Annotated in this window: 18 protein-coding genes; 2 read left to right on the top strand and 16 right to left on the bottom strand. The window is 44.7% G+C overall.

Translation table 11 applies throughout. The annotated features are described in order from the left end of the window. Window positions 1-2 precede the first annotated feature (2 nt). The gene (carB, locus tag MR764_RS00990) at window positions 3-3,233 is read left to right on the top strand and encodes a carbamoyl-phosphate synthase (glutamine-hydrolyzing) large subunit (protein WP_247977516.1); all 3,231 of its coding nucleotides are present in this window, start codon (window positions 3-5) and stop codon (window positions 3,231-3,233) included. 127 nt (window positions 3,234-3,360) lie between these two features. On the opposite strand, the gene MR764_RS00985 is transcribed toward carB, so the two are convergent. From MR764_RS00985 to MR764_RS00910, 16 genes are all read right to left on the bottom strand, one after another. Beyond that, the gene (locus MR764_RS00985; RefSeq protein ID WP_247977515.1) at window positions 3,361-4,584 is read right to left on the bottom strand and encodes a hypothetical protein; all 1,224 of its coding nucleotides are present in this window, start codon (window positions 4,582-4,584) and stop codon (window positions 3,361-3,363) included. A gap of 228 nt (window positions 4,585-4,812) precedes the next feature. Beyond that, a complete protein-coding gene (locus MR764_RS00980) occupies window positions 4,813-4,959 on the bottom strand; it encodes a hypothetical protein (RefSeq protein WP_247977514.1) in 147 nt (48 codons plus the stop codon). Between the two features lie 95 nt (window positions 4,960-5,054). Then, a complete protein-coding gene (locus tag MR764_RS00975; protein ID WP_247977513.1) occupies window positions 5,055-5,366 on the bottom strand; it encodes a copper ion binding protein in 312 nt (103 codons plus the stop codon). A gap of 37 nt (window positions 5,367-5,403) precedes the next feature. Further along, window positions 5,404-5,877, bottom strand: a complete 474-nt coding sequence (locus MR764_RS00970) for a DUF302 domain-containing protein (protein WP_247977512.1) — start codon at window positions 5,875-5,877, stop codon at window positions 5,404-5,406. A gap of 135 nt (window positions 5,878-6,012) precedes the next feature. Further along, on the bottom strand, window positions 6,013-6,924 hold the full coding sequence (gene cysK, locus MR764_RS00965; protein WP_247977511.1) for a cysteine synthase A: 912 nt from the start codon (window positions 6,922-6,924) through the stop codon (window positions 6,013-6,015). A gap of 334 nt (window positions 6,925-7,258) precedes the next feature. Beyond that, window positions 7,259-8,599 carry an ABC transporter permease gene (locus tag MR764_RS00960; RefSeq protein WP_247977510.1) on the bottom strand — a complete coding sequence of 447 codons (1,341 nt, stop codon included), beginning with the start codon at window positions 8,597-8,599 and terminating at the stop codon, window positions 7,259-7,261. 47 nt (window positions 8,600-8,646) lie between these two features. After that, window positions 8,647-9,570, bottom strand: coding sequence for an ATP-binding cassette domain-containing protein (locus MR764_RS00955; RefSeq protein WP_247977509.1), 924 nt, complete (start codon window positions 9,568-9,570; stop codon window positions 8,647-8,649). A gap of 722 nt (window positions 9,571-10,292) precedes the next feature. After that, window positions 10,293-11,705 (bottom strand): flotillin family protein, encoded by a 1,413-nt coding sequence (locus tag MR764_RS00950; RefSeq protein ID WP_247977508.1) that lies wholly within the window; start codon window positions 11,703-11,705, stop codon window positions 10,293-10,295. Window positions 11,706-11,728: 23 nt separating this feature from the next. Beyond that, window positions 11,729-12,325, bottom strand: a complete 597-nt coding sequence (locus MR764_RS00945) for a hypothetical protein (protein WP_247977507.1) — start codon at window positions 12,323-12,325, stop codon at window positions 11,729-11,731. Between the two features lie 582 nt (window positions 12,326-12,907). Beyond that, on the bottom strand, window positions 12,908-14,068 hold the full coding sequence (locus MR764_RS00940) for a hypothetical protein (protein WP_247977506.1): 1,161 nt from the start codon (window positions 14,066-14,068) through the stop codon (window positions 12,908-12,910). Between the two features lie 18 nt (window positions 14,069-14,086). Then, the gene (locus MR764_RS00935; RefSeq protein WP_247977505.1) at window positions 14,087-14,668 is read right to left on the bottom strand and encodes a cytochrome c; all 582 of its coding nucleotides are present in this window, start codon (window positions 14,666-14,668) and stop codon (window positions 14,087-14,089) included. Between the two features lie 56 nt (window positions 14,669-14,724). Beyond that, window positions 14,725-15,222, bottom strand: a complete 498-nt coding sequence (locus MR764_RS00930) for a DUF3341 domain-containing protein (RefSeq protein ID WP_247977504.1) — start codon at window positions 15,220-15,222, stop codon at window positions 14,725-14,727. Further along, window positions 15,215-16,603: an NrfD/PsrC family molybdoenzyme membrane anchor subunit gene (nrfD, locus tag MR764_RS00925; RefSeq protein WP_247977503.1), complete on the bottom strand. Its 1,389-nt coding sequence runs from the start codon at window positions 16,601-16,603 to the stop codon at window positions 15,215-15,217. Before nrfD ends, MR764_RS00930 begins: the two co-directional genes overlap by 8 nt. 100 nt (window positions 16,604-16,703) lie before the next feature. Then, window positions 16,704-19,640 carry a TAT-variant-translocated molybdopterin oxidoreductase gene (locus tag MR764_RS00920; RefSeq protein WP_247977502.1) on the bottom strand — a complete coding sequence of 979 codons (2,937 nt, stop codon included), beginning with the start codon at window positions 19,638-19,640 and terminating at the stop codon, window positions 16,704-16,706. Between the two features lie 116 nt (window positions 19,641-19,756). Beyond that, window positions 19,757-20,911, bottom strand: coding sequence for a cytochrome c3 family protein (locus MR764_RS00915; protein ID WP_247977501.1), 1,155 nt, complete (start codon window positions 20,909-20,911; stop codon window positions 19,757-19,759). Between the two features lie 196 nt (window positions 20,912-21,107). After that, window positions 21,108-22,232 carry an AI-2E family transporter gene (locus tag MR764_RS00910; protein WP_247977500.1) on the bottom strand — a complete coding sequence of 375 codons (1,125 nt, stop codon included), beginning with the start codon at window positions 22,230-22,232 and terminating at the stop codon, window positions 21,108-21,110. A gap of 129 nt (window positions 22,233-22,361) precedes the next feature. Between MR764_RS00910 and MR764_RS00905 the strand changes: the two genes are divergently transcribed. Further along, complete coding sequence (locus tag MR764_RS00905) at window positions 22,362-23,660, top strand: oligosaccharide flippase family protein (protein WP_247977499.1); 1,299 nt, start codon at window positions 22,362-22,364, stop codon at window positions 23,658-23,660. The last annotated feature ends 2 nt before the right edge of the window (window positions 23,661-23,662 follow it).

Genomic DNA, 23,662 nt, shown 5'->3' with positions numbered 1-23,662 from the left:
TCATGATAGAAACACATATTAAAAAAGCGATTGTACTGGGTTCGGGTGCCCTGAAAATTGGAGAAGCCGGTGAGTTTGACTATTCAGGTTCGCAAGCTCTAAAGGCGCTGAAAGAAGAAGGCGTTGAAACGGTTTTGATCAACCCGAACATTGCCACCATCCAGACTTCGGACAACATTGCCGACAAAATTTACTTTTTGCCGGTAACGCCACACTTTGTGGAAGAAGTTATTAAAAAGGAAAAGCCTCAGGGAATTTTGCTGGCTTTTGGTGGTCAGACTGCATTGAACTGTGGAGTAGCTCTATACAAGTCGGGCGTTCTGGAGAAATACAACGTTGAAGTTGTTGGAACTCCGGTGCAATCGATCATCGATACCGAAGACCGCGATATCTTCTCCAAAATGTTGGCAGAGATCGATGTTAAAACACCTAAAAGCATCGCTGCCTCGAACATGGAAGAGGCAAAAGCAGCTGCCAAACAAGTCGGATTCCCGATCATTATCCGGGCAGCGTATACACTTGGAGGACTTGGCTCGGGTTTCTGCGAAAACGAAGAGGAACTTGAAAAACTGGCCGGAAGCGCTTTCGCCTATTCTCCTCAAATCCTGGTTGAAGAATCCATAAAAGGATGGAAAGAGGTGGAATACGAAGTGGTACGCGACAAATACGACAACTGTATCACGGTGTGTAACATGGAGAATTTCGACCCGCTGGGAATTCACACCGGAGAAAGTATAGTAGTAGCACCTTCGCAAACGCTTTCCAACTCAGAATACCACAAACTAAGAGCAATCTCTATAAAAATCATCCGCCGCGTGGGTGTGGTTGGCGAGTGTAACGTTCAATTCGCACTTGATCCAAATTCTGAAGATTACCGCGTAATTGAAGTAAACGCACGTTTATCCCGTTCATCGGCGCTGGCGTCGAAAGCAACCGGTTACCCGCTGGCATTTGTAGCCGCCAAACTGGGCTTGGGCTATGGCTTGCACGAACTGAAAAACTCGGTAACAAAAGTAACCACTGCCGCGTTTGAACCCGCACTCGACTACTGTGTGGTAAAAATTCCACGCTGGGACCTGAGTAAATTCGTAGGCGTTTCGAAAAACATCGGAAGCTCGATGAAATCGGTGGGCGAAATTATGGCCATCGGTCGTACTTTCGAAGAAGCCATTCAGAAAGGTATCCGAATGGTAGGACTCGGCATGCACGGATTTGTAGCCAACCGCGAAGAAATCAACATCCCGGAAATTGAACAAGAGCTGACCAATCCAACCGACCGCAGGATCTTTGCCATTGCCGAAGCTTTTAACAAAGGGTATTCGATCGACGAGATTCACGAGAAAACCAAGATCGACCGCTGGTTCCTGCAAAAGCTGAACAACATTTACAAGATAAAACTGGAGCTGCGCCAGGTAAACGAACTGGAACAACTTCCAATACCGCTGTTGAAAGCAGCCAAACAGGCAGGTTTCTCCGACTTCCAGATTGCCCGGCTGGTGATTAAAAGTTCGGTAAAAGAAATTTACAACGATTTGCTGCGTGTCCGCGCTTACCGTAAAGAACATGGCATTGTTCCGGTGGTAAAACAGATCGACACGCTGGCGGGCGAATATCCCGCTCAAACCAACTATCTGTACCTGACACACAACGGAACCGAAAATGATGTTCACTATTTAGGTGATCACAAATCGGTGGTGGTGCTCGGATCCGGAGCTTATCGAATTGGAAGCTCGGTAGAATTTGACTGGTGTAGCGTAAACACGATCAACACTATCAAAGAACAAGGCTACCGTGCGGTAATGATCAACTACAACCCGGAAACGGTAAGTACAGACTACGATACCTGCGACCGGCTTTATTTCGACGAGCTGAGTTTCGAGCGTGTAATGGATATTTACGACCTTGAAAATCCGCACGGAGTGGTGGTTTCCATGGGGGGACAAATCCCAAACAACCTGGCCATGAAACTGCACGGACAGAATGTCCCTGTATTGGGAACATCGCCGGTGAAGATCGACAATGCAGAAGACCGCGAGAAATTCTCGTCGTTGCTGGATACACTGAATGTTGACCAGCCACGCTGGGCCCGCCTTTCGACCATCGAAGAAATTCACAAGTTCGTGGATGAAGTAGGCTACCCGGTATTGATCCGTCCGTCGTACGTACTTTCGGGAGCAGCCATGAATGTGGTTTCTAACCCCGATCAGTTGGAACACTTCCTCGAAATGGCGGCTAACGTATCAAAAGAACATCCGGTGGTAGTGACCGAATTTATCGAAAACGCCAAGGAAATTGAGATTGATGCAGTAGCCAATAACGGAGAAATGATCGCCTACGCGATTTCGGAACACGTGGAATTTGCCGGCGTTCACTCGGGTGATGCCACGATCGTTTTCCCACCACAGAAATTGTATGTGGAAACCATCCGCAGGGTGAAAAAGATTGCACGCCAGATTGCAAAAGGTCTCGAAATTACAGGACCTTTCAATATGCAGTTCCTGGCAAAAGACAACGATATAAAAGTAATTGAATGTAACCTCCGCGCTTCGCGAAGCTTCCCGTTTGTGTCGAAAGTAATGAAACTCAACATGATTGAGATCGCTACCAAAGTGATGCTGGGAATTGATGTTCCGAAACCCGACAAATCGCTGTTTGAACTGGATTATGTAGGTGTGAAAGCGCCACAGTTCTCGTTTGCCCGTCTGCTGAAAGCCGACCCGGTTTTGGGTGTGGATATGTCATCGACCGGAGAAGTAGGTTGTATAGGCGAAAACTTCTACGAAGCGATTTTGAAGTCAATGCTGTCAGTAGGCTATAATTTCCCAAAGAAAAACATCCTGATTTCATCCGGACCATCTCGGGGAAAAATCGAATTGCTAAACAGCGCCAGAATGCTGGTAGAACGTGGATACAATATCTTCGCCACTGAAGGAACGCACAAATTTTTCCGCGAGAACGGTGTAGAAAATACGCTGATCTACTGGCCCGACGAAGATGGGCAAGTTCCAAATACACTGGATTACATCAAACAAAAGAAAATCGACCTGGTGATCAACATCCCGAAAAACCATACCACCCGGGAGTTGAAGAATGGATACAACATCAGACGTAGCGCCATCGACTACAACATTCCGCTGATCACCAATGCCCGTGTGGCAAGTGCTTTCATTTACGGAATTTGTAAGTACACCATGGAAGATATCAAGATAAAAAGCTGGGACGAATACAAATAGGATCAGCCAAATTGCAAGAATAAAAAAGCTCCGGTCGAATTCGTTTGATCGGAGTTTTTTTTTATTGAATAGTCTTTCTCTTTTCCCTATTCAAAAAGCGGAATCAAGGGACTCATCGACCATCACATTACCGGATTGAGCGAAAAATGTCGTATTGCACACTGATAGTCCACTGCTTCAGTTTCGATCCTCTTTTGTACAAGTTCTGCGTAACATTATTGGTAGTGAAAACTCTGCCCGCCAAAGCAAACCGGCCGTAACTAAAACCGGCGCCAAACATCTCTTTGGCAGAGGAGTCGAAACGATAGGTATGATTAGAGTTAAGAAACAATTCTGAATTGTCAAGAATAATTTGGGGACAGAACCCCACCTCTAGAAACAATCTCCCCCCGGGAAAAAGGTGACCATAATACCTTAAACCAACCGGCAAGTCCATGGAATAATAATCCCATTTATAACCATCGTGAGTGACCTGGATGGAATGATCAGAATAATCACTGTAATAGGAGGCATAATTTGCGCCGCCAAAAACAGCCAACTTATTACGATTGAAGGCAAAATTATATTCCACTTCGAGCCCGTAACCAAAAGATTGAGCTGCTTTAAAAGAAACAAACTCGGTATCGCCAAGATCCTGCATTCGCGAACTAAAGCTATTGCTGTTTAACACTCCCCTAACCGTAAATATCGGTTTCGAATCGTTCTTCGCAATATTTTCGCCACTGGCGTTGTGCGCTTTATGATAGTTCTCGAAAAATTGCACCAGACTGTTTTTGGTGTAGCTCAATTTTTGCAACGTGCGCTCTTCTTGAATATGAAACGCCTGTGCCAGTTGCTCCTTATACGTATCGTCCCGGCTCGTTTCAACAACACCGGTAGCTATTTCCATTTGATACTGTTTGTGATACAACAATTCTATCGTTGACTGTCGAACACGGTAATAATAAAAAGTATTCCCTTGATCATAATAAGCGTACAACGATCCTAGCTTCCCTTCGAACAACACTCTCAGGTAGGCATGCCCTTCGTCCAACTCTGGCCCTTTTTCTATTTCTTTCGCATTCCGGATACGGTTAGGCGACACATCGATCTGTATCAACTCACGCACGCATTTTACCTGGTTGTAAATGGCAAATTCCTTGATTTTGGCAAGGTCCATCAAGTGAAATATGTTTTCCCCCGGAAGACTGTATTCATATTTTCCTGTAGATTCACCCGAACCGATGTTGCGCAAAAAACACTCGTTTTTTTCACCCTTGTTGTTAAGAATGTATCCATTGATCTTTTGCCCGTAGCTCATTACCGACAAAAGCAGAAATAACACCAGAAAGAAGCTTAGATTTTTGATCATGTTGGCTTAAGTAGTTGTTTTTTAGTCTCTGCAATTTAGCATAATCCCACGATATCATGCATCTGAACATCAGAAAAAAATAGATGTGATTTTGAATAAGGGCGTCAATATAAACTAGCAAGAATGCACTCACCTTTCACTTTGTTTCTTGAGCTTCTGGCAGAAGGTTCTCCATGAAGAATTCGAAGCATAAAAAAAGCTCCGGTCGTATTGGCCAGAGCTTTTATTTTAATTCAGATAGATGTGCATTTCCCATTTTTTCGATTTCCGGAAGACCGTATATGTCTTTTCGGAAATCCCCGAACGCAAGCCGATTTTTGCTTCCCAAACCGAGCCTCGTTCGCTTGTTTCGAGTTTTTTGTTGTTTCCTTTCATTTTATCTGTTTCATAGCATTGGCTCAATATACAAAATCTACCCAAACATCAATGATTTAATGCCGATTATTTTCCACAACCGGCTTAAAACAAGCCTATTCGGCAGATTTCACTTCGTAGCCACGCTTTTTTACGGCTTCTTTAATATCGTCGAGCTGCAGCACCGAGGCATTGTATTTGACAACAGCAGTAGAATCTGCTAGTGTTACTTTCACCGCTTCGATTCCTTCCAAACTGTTGATACCTTTTTCAACCGACATCACACAATGCTCGCAGGTCATTCCCCCGATACTCAGCGAAACTTCAGTTATTTCGGCCTGCGCTGTCGCCTTAGTTTCCGTTTTCTTTTCGGCCGAACCACAGGCAAACAAACCAACGGTCAGCAATAAAAACAATACTTTCTTCATCTCTGTTAGTTTTTTGATTTTTTATTTCTTCATCCAACTATTTGATAACAGGAGCCAAAATCTGTAGGTTTTCAGCGCTTGCGTCTCCCATTACATCTTTTACCTTCTTTCCCATAAACCTGGAGAAAAGTCCCGAGTTCAGCATCGAAACATAGGTTTTACCTCCCTTCTCGTACACCGCAGCCCGGCAGGGCATTAAAGCCGATACCATTCGTACCTTATCGTCGCTGAGAATTTTGTAGGCATGTTCGGGTTTGCACAGCGAAAACACTTTTACAGGCTTTACATCAAATCCGTTCTTTTTCATGGTCGCCTGCAAATCGTACATATGCGGCATACTCCATTTATTTTCCTGAACTGATTGCGTGATCGCTTCCACCGTTTCGTCAAAACCCAGTTTGCTCTCGTTGATGACAAACATCTTTTTTGGCAAGATCACAACGATTAAAACGATCGTTAGCCCAATTCCTACAATTAATCCTGTTAAAAACATAGTTGTTCCTTTCTTCATTTTTAAGTTCATTACTTACGAAAGAAACAACTTTTTTTGGACTTTTGTTCGATCGATTCCATTGATACGCCATTCATGGTTTCGAACATTTTTACACTAAAAAAATAGCCGGCTAAAACTAACCGGCTATCAAAATTAATACAGTCCGTCTACGGACAAATATCGTTCGCCGTGGTCGTACGAGAAAGTAAGGATTCTCGAACCCTTCGGCAGTTCCTTAATCTTTTTGGCTACCGCAGCCAGCGAGGCTCCCGACGAAATTCCCACAAACAGGCCTTCCTCTTTTGCAGCTCTCTGCGCATATTCAAAGGCTTCTTCCTTGCCCACCTCAATGGTTCCGTCCAGCAAATCCGTATTTAGGTTTTTAGGAATAAATCCCGCACCGATTCCCTGGATAGTATGAGGACCCGGATCTTTCCCGCCAATTACCGGGCTGGTATCGGGTTCTACCGCAAACACTTTAATGTTCGGGAATTTTGCCTTTAAAACCTCAGCTACACCCGAAATATGCCCTCCGGTTCCCACACCCGTAATCAGGTAATCAAAACCTTCAGGAAAATCGTTAATAATCTCTTGTGCTGTAAAATCACGATGTACCGAAACATTCGCCGGGTTATCAAACTGAAGAGGAATCCATGAATTTGGAATATCGGCCGACAATTCCTGTGCTTTGGCAATCGCTCCTTTCATTCCCTTTTCTTTTGGAGTGAGTTCCAACTCGGCACCCAATGCGGTCAACACACGGCGTCTTTCGAGCGACATCGACTCGGGCATGGTCAGGATCAGTCGGTAACCTTTCACCGCAGCTACCAGCGCCAGCCCTATACCTGTATTTCCGGAAGTCGGTTCAATAATTACAGAACCTTCCTTCAAAATGCCTTTCTTTTCAGCATCTTCAATCATCGACAGCGCAATACGGTCTTTGATACTTCCTCCCGGGTTTGTTTTTTCTACTTTCACCCAAACCTCGTAACCTTCAGGATACAAACGGTTGATTTTCACGTGTGGCGTGTTGCCAATTGTTTCAAGAATGTTTTGTGCTCTCATCTTGTTAATTTTAATTTCTCCTTTACGGATTAAGATGCCACCTTTCCCTTTGTCTTTTGAACGACGGGACCTGTTTCATCTTGTTCTATTTTTTGAGTTATATGTTTCTTCTAAATAAATGTCAATAAAAAAGGCCTTCCCGTTACTCGGAAAGGCCTTGTTATCGTGACTCGACTAAGTTCAATTTATACTACGACAATACCTTTCCGGAGATTTCCGAACAGCAACACATATAAGTATGGTACATCGATATCATCATAATGGAAGCAAGATAGGTAATTTTTATTAAATCTAAATAACCCAACCAAGGATAATCCTTATTTTTTTTGTTTTCTTAATTTTTATACCGCAACCACTTCACGAGCTCTTTCAAATTCACCTTTTTCCCGTACATCAGTAAACCTACCCGGTAAATTTTGGCAGCGGCGTAAATCGCTCCCACAGTTGCCAATACCAGCAGGGCCATCGAAAGCAGAATTTCCCACGTGGGTAAGCCGTAGGGAATACGGGCCATCATGGCAACGGGCGAGGTAAACGGAATAATCGATGTCCAGAACGCCAGCGGTCCTTCCGGGTTTTTGGCAATCGGGAATAACAACATGATCGAAAGTATCAGCGGAAAAGTAACCGGAAATACCATTTGCTGCGAATCTTCGTCGTTATCAACTGCAGCGCCAACGGCTCCCAGCAGCGAGCTGTACAACAGGTAACCGGCCAAAAAATAAAATACAAAGGCAAAGAGGATAAGCGGAATATTCAGGTTCCCGATCATTTCCAGTATCTCGTTCACCTTATTGGGTTCGGCGGCCTGTGCCATGGCGGGGTTCATACCTCCCTGCGCTTCCATCAGGCTTTGCCCCATTTGCTGAGCCGTTTCAGGGGCAAATAGTCCTTGCACCACAAAGAGTCCGATACCACCCAGCGCTACCCAAATAGCCACCTGGGTTAAACCCACCAGCGCCGTACCGATGATTTTTCCGGCCATCAGCTGCGAAGGTTTTACCGACGAAATAATTACCTCGATGATGCGGCTTTTCTTTTCTTCCATCACGCTGCGCATCACCATGGCGCCGTACATAAACACAAAAAAGTAGATGATGATTCCCATTGCATAACTGGCAATAAAAGCCACTACCGAGGAACTCTTTTTGGTTTCGCCCGACTCCGACAGTTTCAGCGTATTCAGCCGCACTGAAGTCCGGGCTTGGTTTAAGCGTTCGTCAAGATCGGGGATCCCCGATTCGTCGATTACCTTCTGGCGTTTATCGTTCTCGATAAAGCGGCTTAGTTTGCGCTCGATCTGCTCGGTCAGTTCCAAAGGCAACTGTTTCTCGGAAGTCAGCTGCGCCTGGTTGTTGGTGTAAATATTTCCGGGAATGTAAAGCACTGCATAATAGCCGCTGCCTTTTAGTTTGCCTTTTAGTTCGGCATACTCTTCTTTCGGAACAAAGTGGTATTGGGTAGCTCCCTGGTCTTCGAATTCTCCAAGAAACAGTGTCGACTCATCGTAAACGGCAATGGTGCGTTCCTGCGTGTCGTCTTTTATCGAAAAATAAATGACCAGCGCATAAACACCGGCAATCAAAAGCGGCATCAAAATGGTCAGAATGATAAACGATTTCTTTTTGACCCTTTTCAGATACTCTTGTTTCAGTATTAAAAATGTATTATTCATTGTTCTTCATTTACTTCATAAAGTGGATAATTATCGCAACCGGCCCCTTATTTTCGGTTGGCGTTTTGAACCGCCCTAATAAACACATCGTTCATGCTCGGAATCACCTCTTCAAAAGCGCTTATTTCAACCACCGGCATCAGCGCCTTTATCAGATCGTTGTTCGAGTTACCGTTCAGGTATTGAATTTTCAGCGTATTGAATTTCTCCGTTTCTGCGTGGCTGATAATCTCGTACTGAACCCCCAGTGCCTTTTCCACATCGGCAAATTGCCCGCGGTACCGCACATCGTAAATGTTCGACTTGTATTTTTCGCGAATCGCATCGGTAGGACCATCCTCTATTTTCACCGATTTGTTGATCAGCGCAATGCTGTCGCACAATTCTTCCACCGATCCCATGTTGTGGGTCGAGAAAATAATCGTAGCTCCTTCGTTGCGGAGGTTCAGAATTTCTTCTTTTAAAAGATTGGCGTTAATCGGGTCGAAACCGCTGAAAGGTTCGTCGAAAATCAGCAGTTTGGGCTGATGCACCACCGTGGTAATAAACTGCACTTTCTGCTGCATCCCTTTCGACAACTCCTCCACTTTTTTGTGCCACCACGGCATAATGTCGAATTTCTCGAACCATTTTTTGAGGTTGCGAACCGCGTCTCCGTGCGACATTCCCTTCAACTGCGCCAGGTAAATGGCCTGGTCGCCGATCTTCATTTTTTTGTACAAGCCCCGTTCTTCGGGCAGATAGCCGATTTGCGAAATATCGGCACGTGTCATTTTACGCCCTTCCAGGAAAATCTCGCCCTTGTCGGGTGCTGTAATCTGGTTAATAATGCGGATCAGCGTGGTTTTCCCGGCGCCATTGGGCCCCAGCAAGCCAAAAATGCTTTGCTCTTTTACCGAAATGCTTACATCCGACAAGGCCTTGGTAGAGGCAAAAACCTTCTCCACATTCCGCGCTTCAAATAATTCCATCTTGATTTTTATTGAATAGTATAAGTTTTGCCGTACAAATTACGGTTTTGCTATTTATTCGTAAAGAAAACCGAAAAATAACATTCTCTGAAAAAATTATCGCTTAACCGGGTGTTTTAGCCGACAAAAACGATCTCGCCAGGAATATCATACCGGCAATCCCATAAAGATTGGATTTTAGGAATCTTCTGTTTTATAAAAATCCAAGGCATATAGCGTTTGTTCCACATAAAGCGCTTAGTGGTTCTAACCACTAAGCGCATAAAACAACATCATAGTGAAGGCCCCGCAGTTGTTTGTAATAAAACAACCAGGCGTTGGGCAGCAACCGTACTGAGTACATTGCATCCCTTTTCTTTCGGGCAGTAAACGTACTGAGTACATTCCTTCACCCATCAATTGGGGAACAAACGTACTGAGTACGTTGCCTCCTTTTTCGGCTGGGCGACAAACGTACTGAGTACGTTACCTCCTTTCCCGGTTGGGCGACGAACGTACTGAGTACGTTGCTTCAACTTTTATCCCGACAAGGATCGTTACGGTAACGCTGACTGTTTTTTGCCCGTAGCTCGCGACCCGCAGCTTAATTCAGCAGTTAAGCATTCAGGCATTTTCGCATTCTTCCCTTCAGTCCTTCAATCCTTCAGTCCTTCAGTCCTTCAACAAAAACACCGGCCTTCAAAAAAAGAAAACCGGTGTTTTGCGTTTTATCCTATCCGATATTATTTAAGATCGTTATCAGGTTCTTCGGGAGCTTCTTCTACAGCCACTTCTTCGGCGGGTGTGCCTTTCAGATAATTGGGCAGTTCCATTCCGGCCGATTTAAATACATCGTCGAGCGGAGGAAGCGATCCCAGCAATCCCTGCATAAAATTGGCAGTCGATGTTTTGCCGTCTTTTCCATTACCGGTTTCCCAAACCGTAACTTTATCGATCTTAATGTTCTTGATGGCTTCCACCTGTGTTTTCACCAGCTCAGGCAATTTGTCGGTGATCATCATCAGCGCAGCGCTTTGCGCATCGCCACCGGCAGCTTTCACCAGTTTTTCGAAACCCTCGGCTTGTTTGCTCAGGATTTCGTAAATACCTTTTCCTTCTGCCGCCATTTTCAGGTAAATCGCATCGGCTTCCCCTTTGGCAATCCGGCGTTTTTGTTCGGCAACGGCTTCGGCATCAATTTCCACCTTTTGTTTGTCGATTTCGGCCGGAACCACAATGTTGGCGGTTTGCGTAGCCTTGTCTCTCTCTGCCCTTACCTGCTCAGCCAGTTTTTCAGCCGCATAAGCTTCCTGCAACGCCTGCGCATCAGTAACCTTCTCAGCGGCAACTGCGCGGCGGTTGGCTTCAGCTTCTTTCTCGCGACGATCGGCATCCGAGTTGGCAATCGTAACTTTTGCCAGGTTCTCCCCTTCTACGGCGGTAGCATCAGCGCTGGCCACCTGCACACGTTGTTCACGGTGTGCCATAGCCTGCCCAATTTCCCCGTCACGGTTTTTCTCGGCCACACTTTTCTTGGCATCGTTGATGGCTTTTGCAGCAGCTTCCTTACCCAGCGCTTCAATATAGCCCGACTCGTCGTTAATGTCGGTGACGTTTACGTTGATCAGTTTCAAACCGATTTTTTTCAATTCGGCTTCCACGTTTGAAGAAACGGCGGCCAGAAACAGGTCGCGGTTGCTGTTGATTTCTTCGATTTCCATGGTAGCCACCACCAAACGCAACTGACCAAAAATGATGTCTTTTGCCAGGTTACTGATCAGGTCTTGCGACAATCCCAGCAAACGCTCGGCAGCATTGTTCATTACATTGGGTTCGGTAGAAATACCCACCGTAAAACGGGAAGGCACATCCACACGAATGTTTTGCTTACTCAGTGCGTTGGTCAGGTTGATTTCGATGGAAATAGGTGTTAAATCCAGAAATGCATACGAATGAATGATGGGCCAGATAAACGCGGCACCCCCGTGAATACACTTCGATGAACGTGATTCGCGGTCGGAACCTTTGCCAATTTTACCATACACCACCAGGATGCGGTCGGAGGGGCAACGTTTGTACCTCCTCATCATTGCCACCACTATAATAAAGAGAAAAAAGGCAGCAACGGTGATTAGAATTACAAAATAATCTTGCATTGATTTTTAGTTTTTATGGGTGTTTAATTTCCTTGTTTTTTTACCAGCAGAATACTGTCGTCGATCACATCGACCACCTGAACAATGGAGGCGGTGGCAATTTCATCCAGGTCGTCGGTAATGGCATCGAGCGTACGCACCGATCCCTGAACGGTAAGCTGCACTTTTCCCATTCCGCCTCTTTCGGCCGGAATACGCAGATAAACCTCGCCGAGCTTTCCAATGGCGTTATTCATTTTCAGGGTACCGTTCTCGGCCAGCTTCGACATCAGGTAGAACAGTGTTGCCATCAGCGACATCATCAGCAAGCCGCAAAAAACCGCCAGCACTATCACCAGCCACGGCTCCATCCCTGCATTGATAAAGCCAATCCCCGACCAGCCGAAAACCGCAAAAAAAGCCACAATGTTTTTCAGCGAAATAAACTGGAACGGAATCGTATCACCGTCCGAGATGTCTGCATCCACGTCAGTATCAACATCGGTATCCGTATCACCGCCAAAAATGGAAAGCACCATCAGCAGAATCAAAATAAGCGTAGTTGGAATGGCCAGGTACCAAAATATCCGTTCGAACAATTCCATTGTCGACCAATCCGGGAGTATTGAAATTAATAGCATGGGAAAAAGTATTAGTAGTTTTTCAGCTAATTTAATGGAACAGAAGTTTTTTCCAACACAATTGGGGTACTGGTTTGCTGAAATATGTTCAATAACACTTTAACATCTTTCAATTTTAAGGGAAACAGCATTTGAGTGCAGCCTAAAACACAAAAAAATCTACTGTCTTTTATCTTTTAACCACAGAGGGCACAGAGTAGACACAGAGGAACACTGAATTAGAAGTCGGCCCGGCATATTTTAGCGGATGGAGTCATAAAACAATCATGATTCTCAGGAATCACCAACAGATATGAAAGTAAAGACTTTTACTTCTATCGGGGATTTGTTTTCAATTTTTAATGCAGGACACGCAATGTAGAATTCGCAATATCCAATTTTCAGGATTTTGTTGAATATTTTACATTCAAAATTGAGAATGGGATATTTTTTAAAAATTGACTTTCAGAAAAAAAGAGGTCGTGACTCGAAGCCTGTACTCAAGGCTCGCAGCTCATTCAAGCATTTCCCTTACAAACAAAAAGCGCACCCCGAAACCGGAATGCGCCTGAAATAATTGTGTATATCGAACAACGAATTATTCTAAAAATGATGATGGATACTTTCCTGCAAATACGGATGATTTTTAGGTACCAGCGAAGCTTTTGTCAGCGCGGTGCCAACCACCCATGAAAATAAGCCCACATACCCCAGGAAGGTGCCGATTTCGAGTAAGCCAAATTTGGCTTCGTGAACCGTTGCCGGCCAAATGATATAATAAAGCTCGGTATACTGCCCGATGATCAGCAAAAGCACCACGGGAAGAATGATCATTTTACTACGCGAAGATTTACGCGGCATCAACACCAGGAATGGAATTCCCCAGTTGAGTATGATGTTCGCAAAAAACAGGATTTTGTAGGTTCCCTCCCAGCGATGTACAAACCAAACAGTTTCTTCAGGGATGTTTCCGTACCAGATCAACATGAATTCAGCAAAATTAAAATAGCCCCAAACGATGCTCGCCATAAAAATGTAGCGGGTAAAATCGTGCAGGTGACTTCCGTTCATTTGTTTGTAGTAGCCTTGTTTCGACAGCAGGATAACGATCAACGCAATAATAGATGATGCATGAAGTAAGCCGGCAATAAAACTTTTCCCGGCAAACAAGGTGCTATACCAGTGTGGTTCGAGCGACATCAGCATATCAACGCCAAACAAGCTGAAGGAAAAGGCGATGATAAAAATGAATATTTTCGAATAAAACTCCGACTTCCTGAAATAATCCATGCCTCCGTGTTCGTCTTCCTGTAACGAAAGTTTGCGCAATAACCTTGACATGATGATCCACAAACCGATGAATACAACCACCCGGATAAAAAAGAAAGGAATGTTCAGGTAAGGCGATTTGAACTGCAGGAGATGATCGTGCTGAACTACTTCGTCGTGGGTCCATTCGTAGATCGAATGCATTCCGAAAAACATCAGGATAAAAAATACGGCAGCAAACGGAAACCAGGCAGCCATCGCTTCAGGGACACGCTTAAACAGGGCCGACCATCCCGATTGTGTAATGTATTGGATGGCACCAAAAAAGGCAGCTCCCACGGCCAGCGAAACAAAGTAATAATTATTCAGCAGGTAATTGGCCCACGTACGTTCTGCATCGAACACAAAGCCCAGTGCAAACGAAAGTACACCAATGCCGATGAGTATGTAGGTGATTAATTTGAATTTCCCTGAAAGGACCACTTTCTCTTCCATAATCGGATATTTTGAAAACTATTTCTGTAACTCGTTTTTAATATACATTGAGATCATCCAGCGATCGTCGGGCGAGATCATCGAACCGTGTGCTGCCATAATTCCGTAGCCAACTGTGATCACATGGTAGATGTCTGCTTCCGGATTTGCCAACATTTTTTCGCTCAGCAAACTGGCCGGCGGATAGGTGTATTTCTTTCTGACATACAATTGCCCCTGTCCGTCGCCTTTATCACCGTGACATTGGGCACAGTAAATTCCGTATTGCTTTTTGCCCCGTGCCAGGTTATCTTCCGTCAACGGAACATCATTAACCAACGACTGAGCAGCCAGGGCCCGGTCTTCATCTGTTTTTTGATAAGGATAGGGTATCATTCCCCTCGGAATGGTTCCCGCAACCGGAGGCTGCATCGTTTTTCCATCCGCAAAATTTGGGTTAGGCGTATACGTTTCGTAAGCCGACGATTCCACCATATCGTCGAAATACTGCCAGCCCGTTGTTTTGCGGCTGTAATCGCACGAGGTGAAGGCAAAAAGTAAAAAGGCAAAAGGCAAAAGGCGAAAGGCAAAAGAAAACCTTGTTTTTTTGATGAAATTCATTGTATCTGATTTAGTCTCAATACTCATATCTCCTTGTCTCCATACTTATCTTTGCATTACTCTACTTCTCCGTGTTCCCTGATAATTTCCTCCACTGCTTTTGAGTCAGCTCCAAGACTTTCAGGATCGAGCACGATTACAAACTTGTCGTCGGTAGCCCGCTCATGAAAAATCTCGGCCTTTTTACCCGGAAATATCTTTGCCCGGGCCGAAAAGGTAAACAGTGTCAGCAAAGTGATCGAAAGGATGGTAGCCACAATCGTCACCACAATAAACGACGGAAAAGCATTAAAAGGCTTTCCTCCGTAATGCAGCGGCCAATCGATCACTGCAGCATAAGTCAGGAAACTAAGTATACCCACAGCAGCAAACAGCCCGTAAAAAAATGCCGCATGCGTGATCCGGGTCTTCTTTCCCATTCCTTCCAAGATTTCGTGAATCGGGTAAGGCGTAAAAACCTCAACAGGCATAATTCCTTTGGCTTTTATCTTTTCGAAAGCATCCACCAAAGTTGCCTCATCGTTAAAAACTCCAAGGATATATTCTTTACTCATGGCTGCTCGATTTTAGTTGTCCGTTGTTGGGTTTGTCAAATTTGGCCACCGATTTCAGTTCCGAAATAGCGATCATCGGGATATAGCGGAAGAACAGTAACACCCCGGTAATAAACATACCGATCGTTCCGGTGAAAAAGGCGATCTCCACCCAGGTAGGCGAATACGACGCCCAGGCAGAAGGCAGGTAATCGCGGCTTAGCGAAGTAACCACAATATTAAAGCGCTCGAACCACATCCCAATGTTGATGATAATGGAAATGATAAATACGATCCACATCCGGCGGCGAACTCCCTTGAACCAGAATAACTGCGGAATCACCGCGTTGGCAATAAACATAGCCCAAAACTGGAATGCATATTCCCCGAATAAACGGGTTTTGAAAAAGAGCGCAAATTCGTAGTCATTGGCAGAATACCAGGCCATGAAGATTTCAGTAATGTAGGCCGTTCCCATGATCAGTGAAATAAAAATCAGGATACGGCAAACCGCATCAACGTGAGAGTCGGTGATAAAATCGTTCATTTTATACAGGCCGCGCATGGTAATTACCAGTGTCAACACCATCGCAAAACCGGAGAAGATCGCTCCCACCACAAAGTAGGGCGGGAAGATGGTTGTGTGCCAGCCGGGTTTCACAGATACTGCAAAGTCGGTAGAAACGATCGAGTGAACCGAAACCACCAGTACCGCGGCAATACCTCCAAGCACAAAACTCAGTCCTTCAAAGCGCAGCCACTCTTTGCTCGAGCCTGTCCAGCCAAAAGAAAAGAAACCGTAAACCGCTTTTTTAATTTTTGATTTGGCAGTGTCGCGAATGGTTGCAAAATCAGGCACCATACCGAAGTACCAGAAACTGGCTGAAATCAGAAGGTAAGCAGAAATAGCTACAAAGTCCCAGAAAAGCGGTGAATTAAAGTTTACCCACAAGGGACCACGAGTATTCGGGTAAGGAAAAATCCAGAAAAACAACCAGGGCCGCCCCATGTGTAACAACGGGAACAAACTCGCACAAAATACAGCCACAACTGTCATTGCTTCGGCGGCGCGGTTAATGGCTGTTCTCCATTTCTGACGCAGGATCAGCAGGAAAATCGAAAATGCTGTTCCGGCATGCCCGATACCGATCCACCACACAAAGTTGATGATGGCCCATCCCCAGGCGATGGAGTTATTCACTCCCCAGGTACCAATACCGGTGGAAACGGTAATGTATTTGGCATACAATCCAAAACCAAACATGCTAAGACTGACCAGTAAGGCAGCATACCACCAGAGTGGCGGCTTTTTCCTATGAATCGGGGCAAGGATCTCCTGCGAGATTTGCCCGAGGCTTTTGTCGCCTTCGATCAGTTTTCCTCTTACCTTCGAATTATACATAAGTTACTATGCTTTTAACCCCAAACCCCTAAAGGGGCTTTTCAGGTTTAGTTATTTATATTTATATCCAATTTCAGTCTCACTACTCCTTACTAAATACTCAACTCTTTTTATTCCTCACTTTAGTTAAATATCCTACCGATGGCAAAGTGTGTAACTCTTCCAGCAGGTGATAGTTCCGTTCATTTTTGAAGTACTTCGAAATTTTGCTGTTCGGGTCATTCAGATCACCAAACACCAGCGCATCAGCCGGACATGACTGAACACAAGCCGGTTGAATTTCTCCGTCTTCGACTTTTCTTCCGGCAACTCTGGCTGCGGTTTTCTTTTCCTGAATACGCTGCACACAGAACGAGCACTTCTCCACTACCCCACGCGAACGAACTGTCACATCAGGGTTCAACACCATCCGACCCAAATCACTGTTTGAATTAAAATCGAACGCATCGTTTTTCACGTATTCGAACCAGTTAAAACGGCGCACTTTATACGGACAGTTATTGACACAGTATTTTGTTCCCACGCAACGGTTGTAAGCCATTTGGTTAAGACCTTCGTCACTGTGTGGTGTAGCCGAAACGGGGCATACATTCTCACACGGTGCATTATCACAATGCTGGCACATCACCGGCTGATGATACACTTCCGGATTCTCGGGATTATTGGAAAAATACCGGTCGATCCGGATCCAGTGCATAATACGGCGGTTGCGGACCTGTTCTTTTCCAATTACCTGAACATTGTTCTCTGCCTGACAGGAAATAGCACAGTTGCTGCAACCGATACACGACGACAGATCCACTGCCATTCCCCAATGGTGCCCTTTGAATTCGGGAGCCGGGTACAGGCTTACATCGTGTTTCTCGTGTTCTTCTTTTAACTCATTGCCCGAACGCGGATCGATTTGCCATTCGCTGAAATTGGTTTCGCGAACAATAGGCCTTCCTTCCATCGAATGATGCGTTTGCGACAAGGCCAGTTCAAAGGTTTTAGCAGTTGTTTGCACATCGGCACCAGCTACCCAGAATTTCCTGGCTCCGTTCTCAACCGACACGAACGGGTACATGTTTGTTCCCACTCCATCACCCACTTTACCGGCAATTTCACGACCATAACCAAGAGCAACCGAAATGGTTCCGGCGGCCTGTCCCGGCTGAATAAACACCGGCAATTCAACACCGTTGATCGTTATTACCGATTCATTCTGAAGTCCGTTTTCTTCGGCCCATTTTACCGGAACTGCGGCAAAGTTGTCCCAGCTGATCTTGGCAACCGGGTCGGGTAATTCCTGCAACCACGGGTTGTTGCCCGAGCTTCCGTCTTTTAAACCCACACTCTCGTACAAAACCACTTCCCAGCCTTTAGATTCTGATTGAGCGCTCAACGCTTCTCCCAATCCGGCTTCGGAATAGGTAAGTTGTCCGCTTGCTTTTTCAGGTTCGAAAACACCTTTTTGCAAAGCTTCGTTCCAGAAAATGCGGGTATCGGTATAAGTATTCTGAAGTTTGAAAAGCTCCTCGCTCCAGTATTTTTTTACATATTCATAATAATTGGGCGTTTCCTCTCCTGCCCACTTCAACAAAGTTTCCTGCACCTGACGGCTGTCAAACAATTTGGAAATGGTTGGCTGAGCCAGGCTATACATTCCTGATTTGGGTTCGGCATCGTTCCAGCTTTCAAGGTAATGCGGTTCGGGGCAAACCCAATGACAGGCAGCCGTGGTTTCATCTTTTCGATCCGAAAAAGAAACCGACAATTCAGCGCCTGCTATTAAATCTTTTAATTCGCTGCCTTTCGGATGGTTGTACACCGGGTTAACACCCCAGCATAAAACACCGGCAACGGTTTTATTTTTTAATTCTGAAATGAAAGTCTCAAAATCGGCATCTATTCCCTGATGTGTATTTAGTGTAGTGCTTGTCAAAACGGTATTTCCGTAGTTTCCGAGCAGCTGGTTGATCGCATTAACAATCAACTGCGTATTTACATCGTTACTTCCGGAAACCACCAGCGAATGTCCTTCGTTAGCCAGCAAATCCTCGGCCAGTCCGTTGATATCAACCGGGCTGGCGGGTGCTGTAACCGTCATCGAACCTTTTGCCTGCAACAACTGGTAATAGAGCGCCGTCAGGATTGTTTTTTCCTCCGAAGGTTTAATCGGGAAGCGAACATCGGCATTGGAACCGGTCACCGTCATACCCGTTTCAAACTGATAATGGCGATTCATTTCATCGCCCTTTTCAAGCACTCTTCTTCCGGCAGAGTATCCTTTGATGTATTCCACCGACGAAAGCCAGGTTCCCAGAAAATCGGCACCAAAACCAACAACTACTTTCGCCTTTTCAAAACGGTAATCCGGAATAAAAGCCGACCCAAAACTCAATTCGTTGGCTTTTAATATTCCCGTGGCAGAAACGGCATCGTAAGGCAACCACTCCACAACCGGGTATCTTTCCTGAAATTGCTGGATTACTTTTTGGGTAGAAGGCGAAATGATGGAAGAAGTTAGAAGTACAACTTTTTTGTTGTCCTGATTCAATTGCGCCAGTTTTTTAGTGATGTAGTCATCCACCGCTTCCCAGGTTGTAGCCTCTCCTCTTTTTAGCGGTGTTTTAAAACGGGCATCGTCGTACAAATTCAAAACCGACGCCTGCACCCGGGCCGAAGTTCCGCGTTTCGACACAGATGAAAGATCGTTTCCTTCAATCTTAATCGGACGGCCGTCACGAACCTTTACCAATACGCTGCAATATTCGTTGCCTTCGAAATAGGAAGATGCGTAGTAATTGGCGACACCCGGAGTTACTTCTTCTGGCTTTACAAGATAAGGAATCGCTTTATCGACCGGGCGTTTGCAACTGGCAACCACGGCTGCCGCTGCCACGCTAAACCCAAAAGTTTTAAGAAAATCGCGGCGGGATGAACCGGCGGCTTTTTGTGTGACTGCTCTTTTGGCATCCACCTCCAGCCTGATCTCACTTTTCTTAAAGGCTACCGGATCATTTAACTCTTCTAAACTTCTCCAATATTTTGTCATAATTTTTAGCTGTTAGGCGCTAGCTTATCGTCACTAGCTCTTTAAACTTTCAACATTAAATTTTGAACTTTACGCAATTGCAAATCGTATTTCCCTTGGTTTCTTCAAACGCTGAACTAATAATGGCAACGCATACAATCGTTGGCGCCAATATCATTGGCAGTCACCGAATCGATCGCTCCCGATTTTAGGTCTTCGTGCAGTTTTACAAAATGTTCGTAATATCCGTTTCCTTCAAAGTCGACCTTAGTATCTCGGTGGCAGTTTATACACCAGCCCATAGATAAGTCACTATGCTGCTGCATAATGTCCATTTCCTGAACCTGTCCGTGACACTGTTTGCAATCGAGCTTACCCGAGCCCACATGAATAGCATGACTGAAGTAAACGTGATCGGGGAGGTTATGAATGCGCACCCACTCAATGGGCTTGCCGGTTTCGTTGGCTTCCACCACTTTGGCAATTTCGAATTTACCGGAGTTGGTTCCTTCCCTGATCAAAACATGGCAGTTCATACAAAGATTCGCTGCCGGAATTCCGGCCGATTTGCTATTCTCTGCGGTGGTGTGGCAATACATACAATCGATACCATTCTCTCCTACGTGCACCTTGTGCGAAAACTTCACCGGCTGATCGGGGGCATAATTTTCCTGCCGCCCCAGTTTAATGGCATCGGTAACAATCATTTTTACCTGCCAGCCAAAAGCTCCCACAAAAATGATCAATGGAATTGCTTTCCATTTGATTTTATGGAGGAAGATCAATTCCACCAGCGCCCAGGTCAGTAACAATCCCAAAAAGATAAATAAAATAAGATTGAAAAAAGTGGGTTTGGCTGGTGCTGTGCCGTTATGTGCCAAATCGTCGAGATAAAGCTTGACCGCTTTTAAATCTTCCTCTGCAATGTTAAAGTTCACATGCGAGGCTTCCATTTTTACTCCCGACGGATTTTTTACCGACGCCTGAAATGCTTCGAAATCCTTGTCAACAAATTTCAATGCAAGATCCATCGCTGAAGGATTCCAGTTCAGTGTATCAACCGGATTCAGATTATGACACGAAACGCAGGATGCGTATTCTCTTTTAAAGGGCAACAAACCTTTAAAAAAACGTTCTCCGCGTTTGATCTCATGTTCTGAGTGCCCGTTGGTCACCACAGATTCATTAGCATCAGCATAAATAGTATTGGGAATTGAAAAAAATGCAGCGAAGAGGAAAATGAAAACCGGCAGATTTTTCCGTAGCATTTTCCTTACGAAATATTTTCTCATTCTGTTCAGTTTAGCAATATAATTAAGGCTTTTTATTGGATAAATCACCTATATTAACAATAGACTCCCTCTATTGTTCCTACTAATTTATTTTTTTTTTGAATGAATTGAAAATGTGCTTGTTGCGCAGGGTTTTTGATCATAATCGGGATTAATTCTTTCGGATTATGGGCTCAGAAGAAGGCAGATAAAAGACTCAATTCTCTTCTTTTTCCAATCCCCGGGTCATCTTTTGAACCAGCTTCATGTTTTCAAAGAATTCCTTTGCAATCACCCTTAAAATGGTATAAACCGGAATGGCCAAAATCATTCCCAGTATTCCGGCCATGCTTCCGGCTGCCAGTATTACTAGAAAGATCTCAAGTGGATGCGCTTTTACGCTGCTGGAATAAATAAGTGGCTGAAATAAAACATTATCGCACACCTGCACCAGCGCAAAAACGAGGGTCATCCATCCCAGTAACGGGAGGGTTTCGCTCATAAAATCGGCATTGATATGAAGTGCAGCACCGATCAACAAACCCAGCATCGCTCCCATCCATGGCCCGAGATAAGGAATAACGTTAAAGATACCGCAGAAAAGTCCGATCACAACGGCATGTTCAAACTGAATTCCAACGATGGAAAGCCCCACCGTGACCAGTAACATCACCATAAAAACCTCGAACACCAAACCGATAAAGTAGCGGCGCAACAGGTAGGAAATTGAGTCCATTGCGTGTGCAACTTTACTTTCGAGGTTACTCGGCACCAGCAAAATAATAAACTCGCGAAACATGTTCTGCTCCTTCAAAAAGAAATAGGTAATAAACGACACCGAGAAGAAAGCGATCAAAACTTCCCCCAACGTTCCGGCGATCACACCAAACCAGTTGGATACTTTTGAAAAATCGATTTGAGCGCCTATGTTTTCACTGATCAGATCGAGGAAATTCTTTTCATTGATGTCAACAGGTTCGCGGGTAAAAAAATGCTGGATTTGCAAAAAGGGCTCTTCTATTGAATCCAACACTGCTGTAAAATCGATCTTCGAAAGCGTTTCGAGTTCCCGAATCAGCAGCGGAATGATAAAGCGAAAGAACGAAAGAAAAACAATCCAGATAACTCCCAGCGAGATAAAAGCCGCCAACGACTGAGGAATTTTGAAACGTTTGTATTTCAACCTGGTGAGCCAGTGCATCAGCGGACGCCCCATAAAGGAAAGCACCACTGAAATCAGGATATAGGTTACAATGTTGCTAAAATACCATATGAGAAAAAGGATGAACAGAAATCCGAGGATCAACAGGGTATTACGGGTCCAGCCTTTAAGTTGAATCATATTGGTGAGCTTTCTAACAAAAATAAGAGATAAATTCTGAAAACCCTTCAGCAGAAGTACGAAATCAAAACTTCAGGAGCATAAACGCTTATGCATCAATTTTTCTATTTTTAGCAGCAAATTAAACGTGTGAAAAAGGCACTAAATACAGTTTCGGCTTTTCAGTTTTTTCAGCTGGTACGTTATTCCACGCTTATATTAATTGGTATTGTTTTCACCAAAACAGCACTGTCAAAAACCGAAATCGGCGAATACGAAACCTTTGTTTTTATTGCCGGAGCAGTCAGCTTTTTCTGGCTCAATGGTTTACTTAAAGCTTCGTTGCCGATTGGCAAAAACACAGAGCGATCAAAAACAAACATCTTCAGCGCTTTCCTGGTCGTTCAGCTTTTTAGCCTGACAGCCGCCTTGCTCTTGTATTTTCTGCAGCCATTTTTTTCGCGCTTTCTTTTAAATCACCAACCCCTACCCGAAATTTATTTTCTGCTGGCATTTATTGTTATCAGTGTTCCGGCTAACCTGGTTGAATACTATTATTTAATCAGGGGCAAAAACAAGGCAATCGTAGTTTATGCGATCGTTTCGTTTACGCTGCAGTTTATTCTGGTTGTTTTTCCTGTCATCATGCACCTTCCAATCAGATGGGCAATGATTGGTCTTGCATTGTCGGCTTTACTTCGCTACGCTTGGCTCTGGATTTTGCTGATCGTTAACAACGAGCTTTTTGTTTCTTCAAAATTTATCCGCGAACATTTAAACCTGGGAACTCCATTAGTTGTCGCCACACTGTTAAGCGGATCGGCCCAGTTTGTCGACGGATTTATTGTCACTTCCAAATTCAACGAAGAAGCATTTGCGGTTTTTCGCTTTGGCGCACGCGAACTTCCGTTGGCCATGCTAATGGCAAATGCTTTGAGCAGTGCCATGCTGCCTGCTTTTGCCAACGACCAAAACCGACAGAAAAACCTTCTTCGGTTAAAAACCAGCGTCACGAGACTCATGCACTTTCTTTTTCCGCTAACAGCAGTTTTGCTTCTCGTTTCCAGACCGCTTTTCCCGGTGATCTTCAATCCCGACTTTGCGGAAAGCGCTTCGGTTTTCAATGTCTACCTCTTGCTGGTGATCAGCCGTTTAATAATGCCGCAAACCATCCTGAATGGTCTTCGGATCACACAACCTATTATGCTGGCTTCGGCTATTGAACTAATCCTGAATATAGCGCTAAGCCTTGTATTTGTTCAGTTTTGGGGATTACCGGGAATTGCGTTTGCCACTGTTATTGCTTATCTGACTGAAAAAGCATACCTGTCATACAGACTAAAAAAACAGTTTGATATTGTGCTTTCATCATACCTCCCGGTCGGAATATATGCTTTATATTCTTTTGGAATTGTGGTAATCTTTATTTTTGCTGAACAAATTTTCTAGAA

The organism is Maribellus sp. YY47 (genome assembly GCF_023111095.1).
Classification (GTDB): Bacteria; Bacteroidota; Bacteroidia; order Bacteroidales; family Prolixibacteraceae; genus Draconibacterium.
The sequence above is the reverse complement of the archived record's forward strand: the minus strand, read 5'-3'. Positions and strand labels throughout refer to the sequence as shown.

Excerpts from the sequence above, each read along its gene's own strand:
- carB (WP_247977516.1), top strand. The coding sequence starts at position 3 with ATGATAGAAACACATATTAAAAAAGCGATTGTACTGGGTTCGGGTGCC.
- MR764_RS00985 (WP_247977515.1), bottom strand. The coding sequence starts at position 4,584 with ATGATCAAAAATCTAAGCTTCTTTCTGGTGTTATTTCTGCTTTTGTCG.
- MR764_RS00980 (WP_247977514.1), bottom strand. The coding sequence starts at position 4,959 with ATGAAAGGAAACAACAAAAAACTCGAAACAAGCGAACGAGGCTCGGTT.
- MR764_RS00975 (WP_247977513.1), bottom strand. The coding sequence starts at position 5,366 with ATGAAGAAAGTATTGTTTTTATTGCTGACCGTTGGTTTGTTTGCCTGT.
- MR764_RS00970 (WP_247977512.1), bottom strand. The coding sequence starts at position 5,877 with ATGAAGAAAGGAACAACTATGTTTTTAACAGGATTAATTGTAGGAATT.
- cysK (WP_247977511.1), bottom strand. The coding sequence starts at position 6,924 with ATGAGAGCACAAAACATTCTTGAAACAATTGGCAACACGCCACACGTG.
- MR764_RS00960 (WP_247977510.1), bottom strand. The coding sequence starts at position 8,599 with ATGAATAATACATTTTTAATACTGAAACAAGAGTATCTGAAAAGGGTC.
- MR764_RS00955 (WP_247977509.1), bottom strand. The coding sequence starts at position 9,570 with ATGGAATTATTTGAAGCGCGGAATGTGGAGAAGGTTTTTGCCTCTACC.
- MR764_RS00950 (WP_247977508.1), bottom strand. The coding sequence starts at position 11,705 with ATGCAAGATTATTTTGTAATTCTAATCACCGTTGCTGCCTTTTTTCTC.
- MR764_RS00945 (WP_247977507.1), bottom strand. The coding sequence starts at position 12,325 with ATGCTATTAATTTCAATACTCCCGGATTGGTCGACAATGGAATTGTTC.
- MR764_RS00940 (WP_247977506.1), bottom strand. The coding sequence starts at position 14,068 with ATGGAAGAGAAAGTGGTCCTTTCAGGGAAATTCAAATTAATCACCTAC.
- MR764_RS00935 (WP_247977505.1), bottom strand. The coding sequence starts at position 14,668 with ATGAATTTCATCAAAAAAACAAGGTTTTCTTTTGCCTTTCGCCTTTTG.
- MR764_RS00930 (WP_247977504.1), bottom strand. The coding sequence starts at position 15,222 with ATGAGTAAAGAATATATCCTTGGAGTTTTTAACGATGAGGCAACTTTG.
- nrfD (WP_247977503.1), bottom strand. The coding sequence starts at position 16,603 with ATGTATAATTCGAAGGTAAGAGGAAAACTGATCGAAGGCGACAAAAGC.
- MR764_RS00920 (WP_247977502.1), bottom strand. The coding sequence starts at position 19,640 with ATGACAAAATATTGGAGAAGTTTAGAAGAGTTAAATGATCCGGTAGCC.
- MR764_RS00915 (WP_247977501.1), bottom strand. The coding sequence starts at position 20,911 with ATGAGAAAATATTTCGTAAGGAAAATGCTACGGAAAAATCTGCCGGTT.
- MR764_RS00910 (WP_247977500.1), bottom strand. The coding sequence starts at position 22,232 with ATGATTCAACTTAAAGGCTGGACCCGTAATACCCTGTTGATCCTCGGA.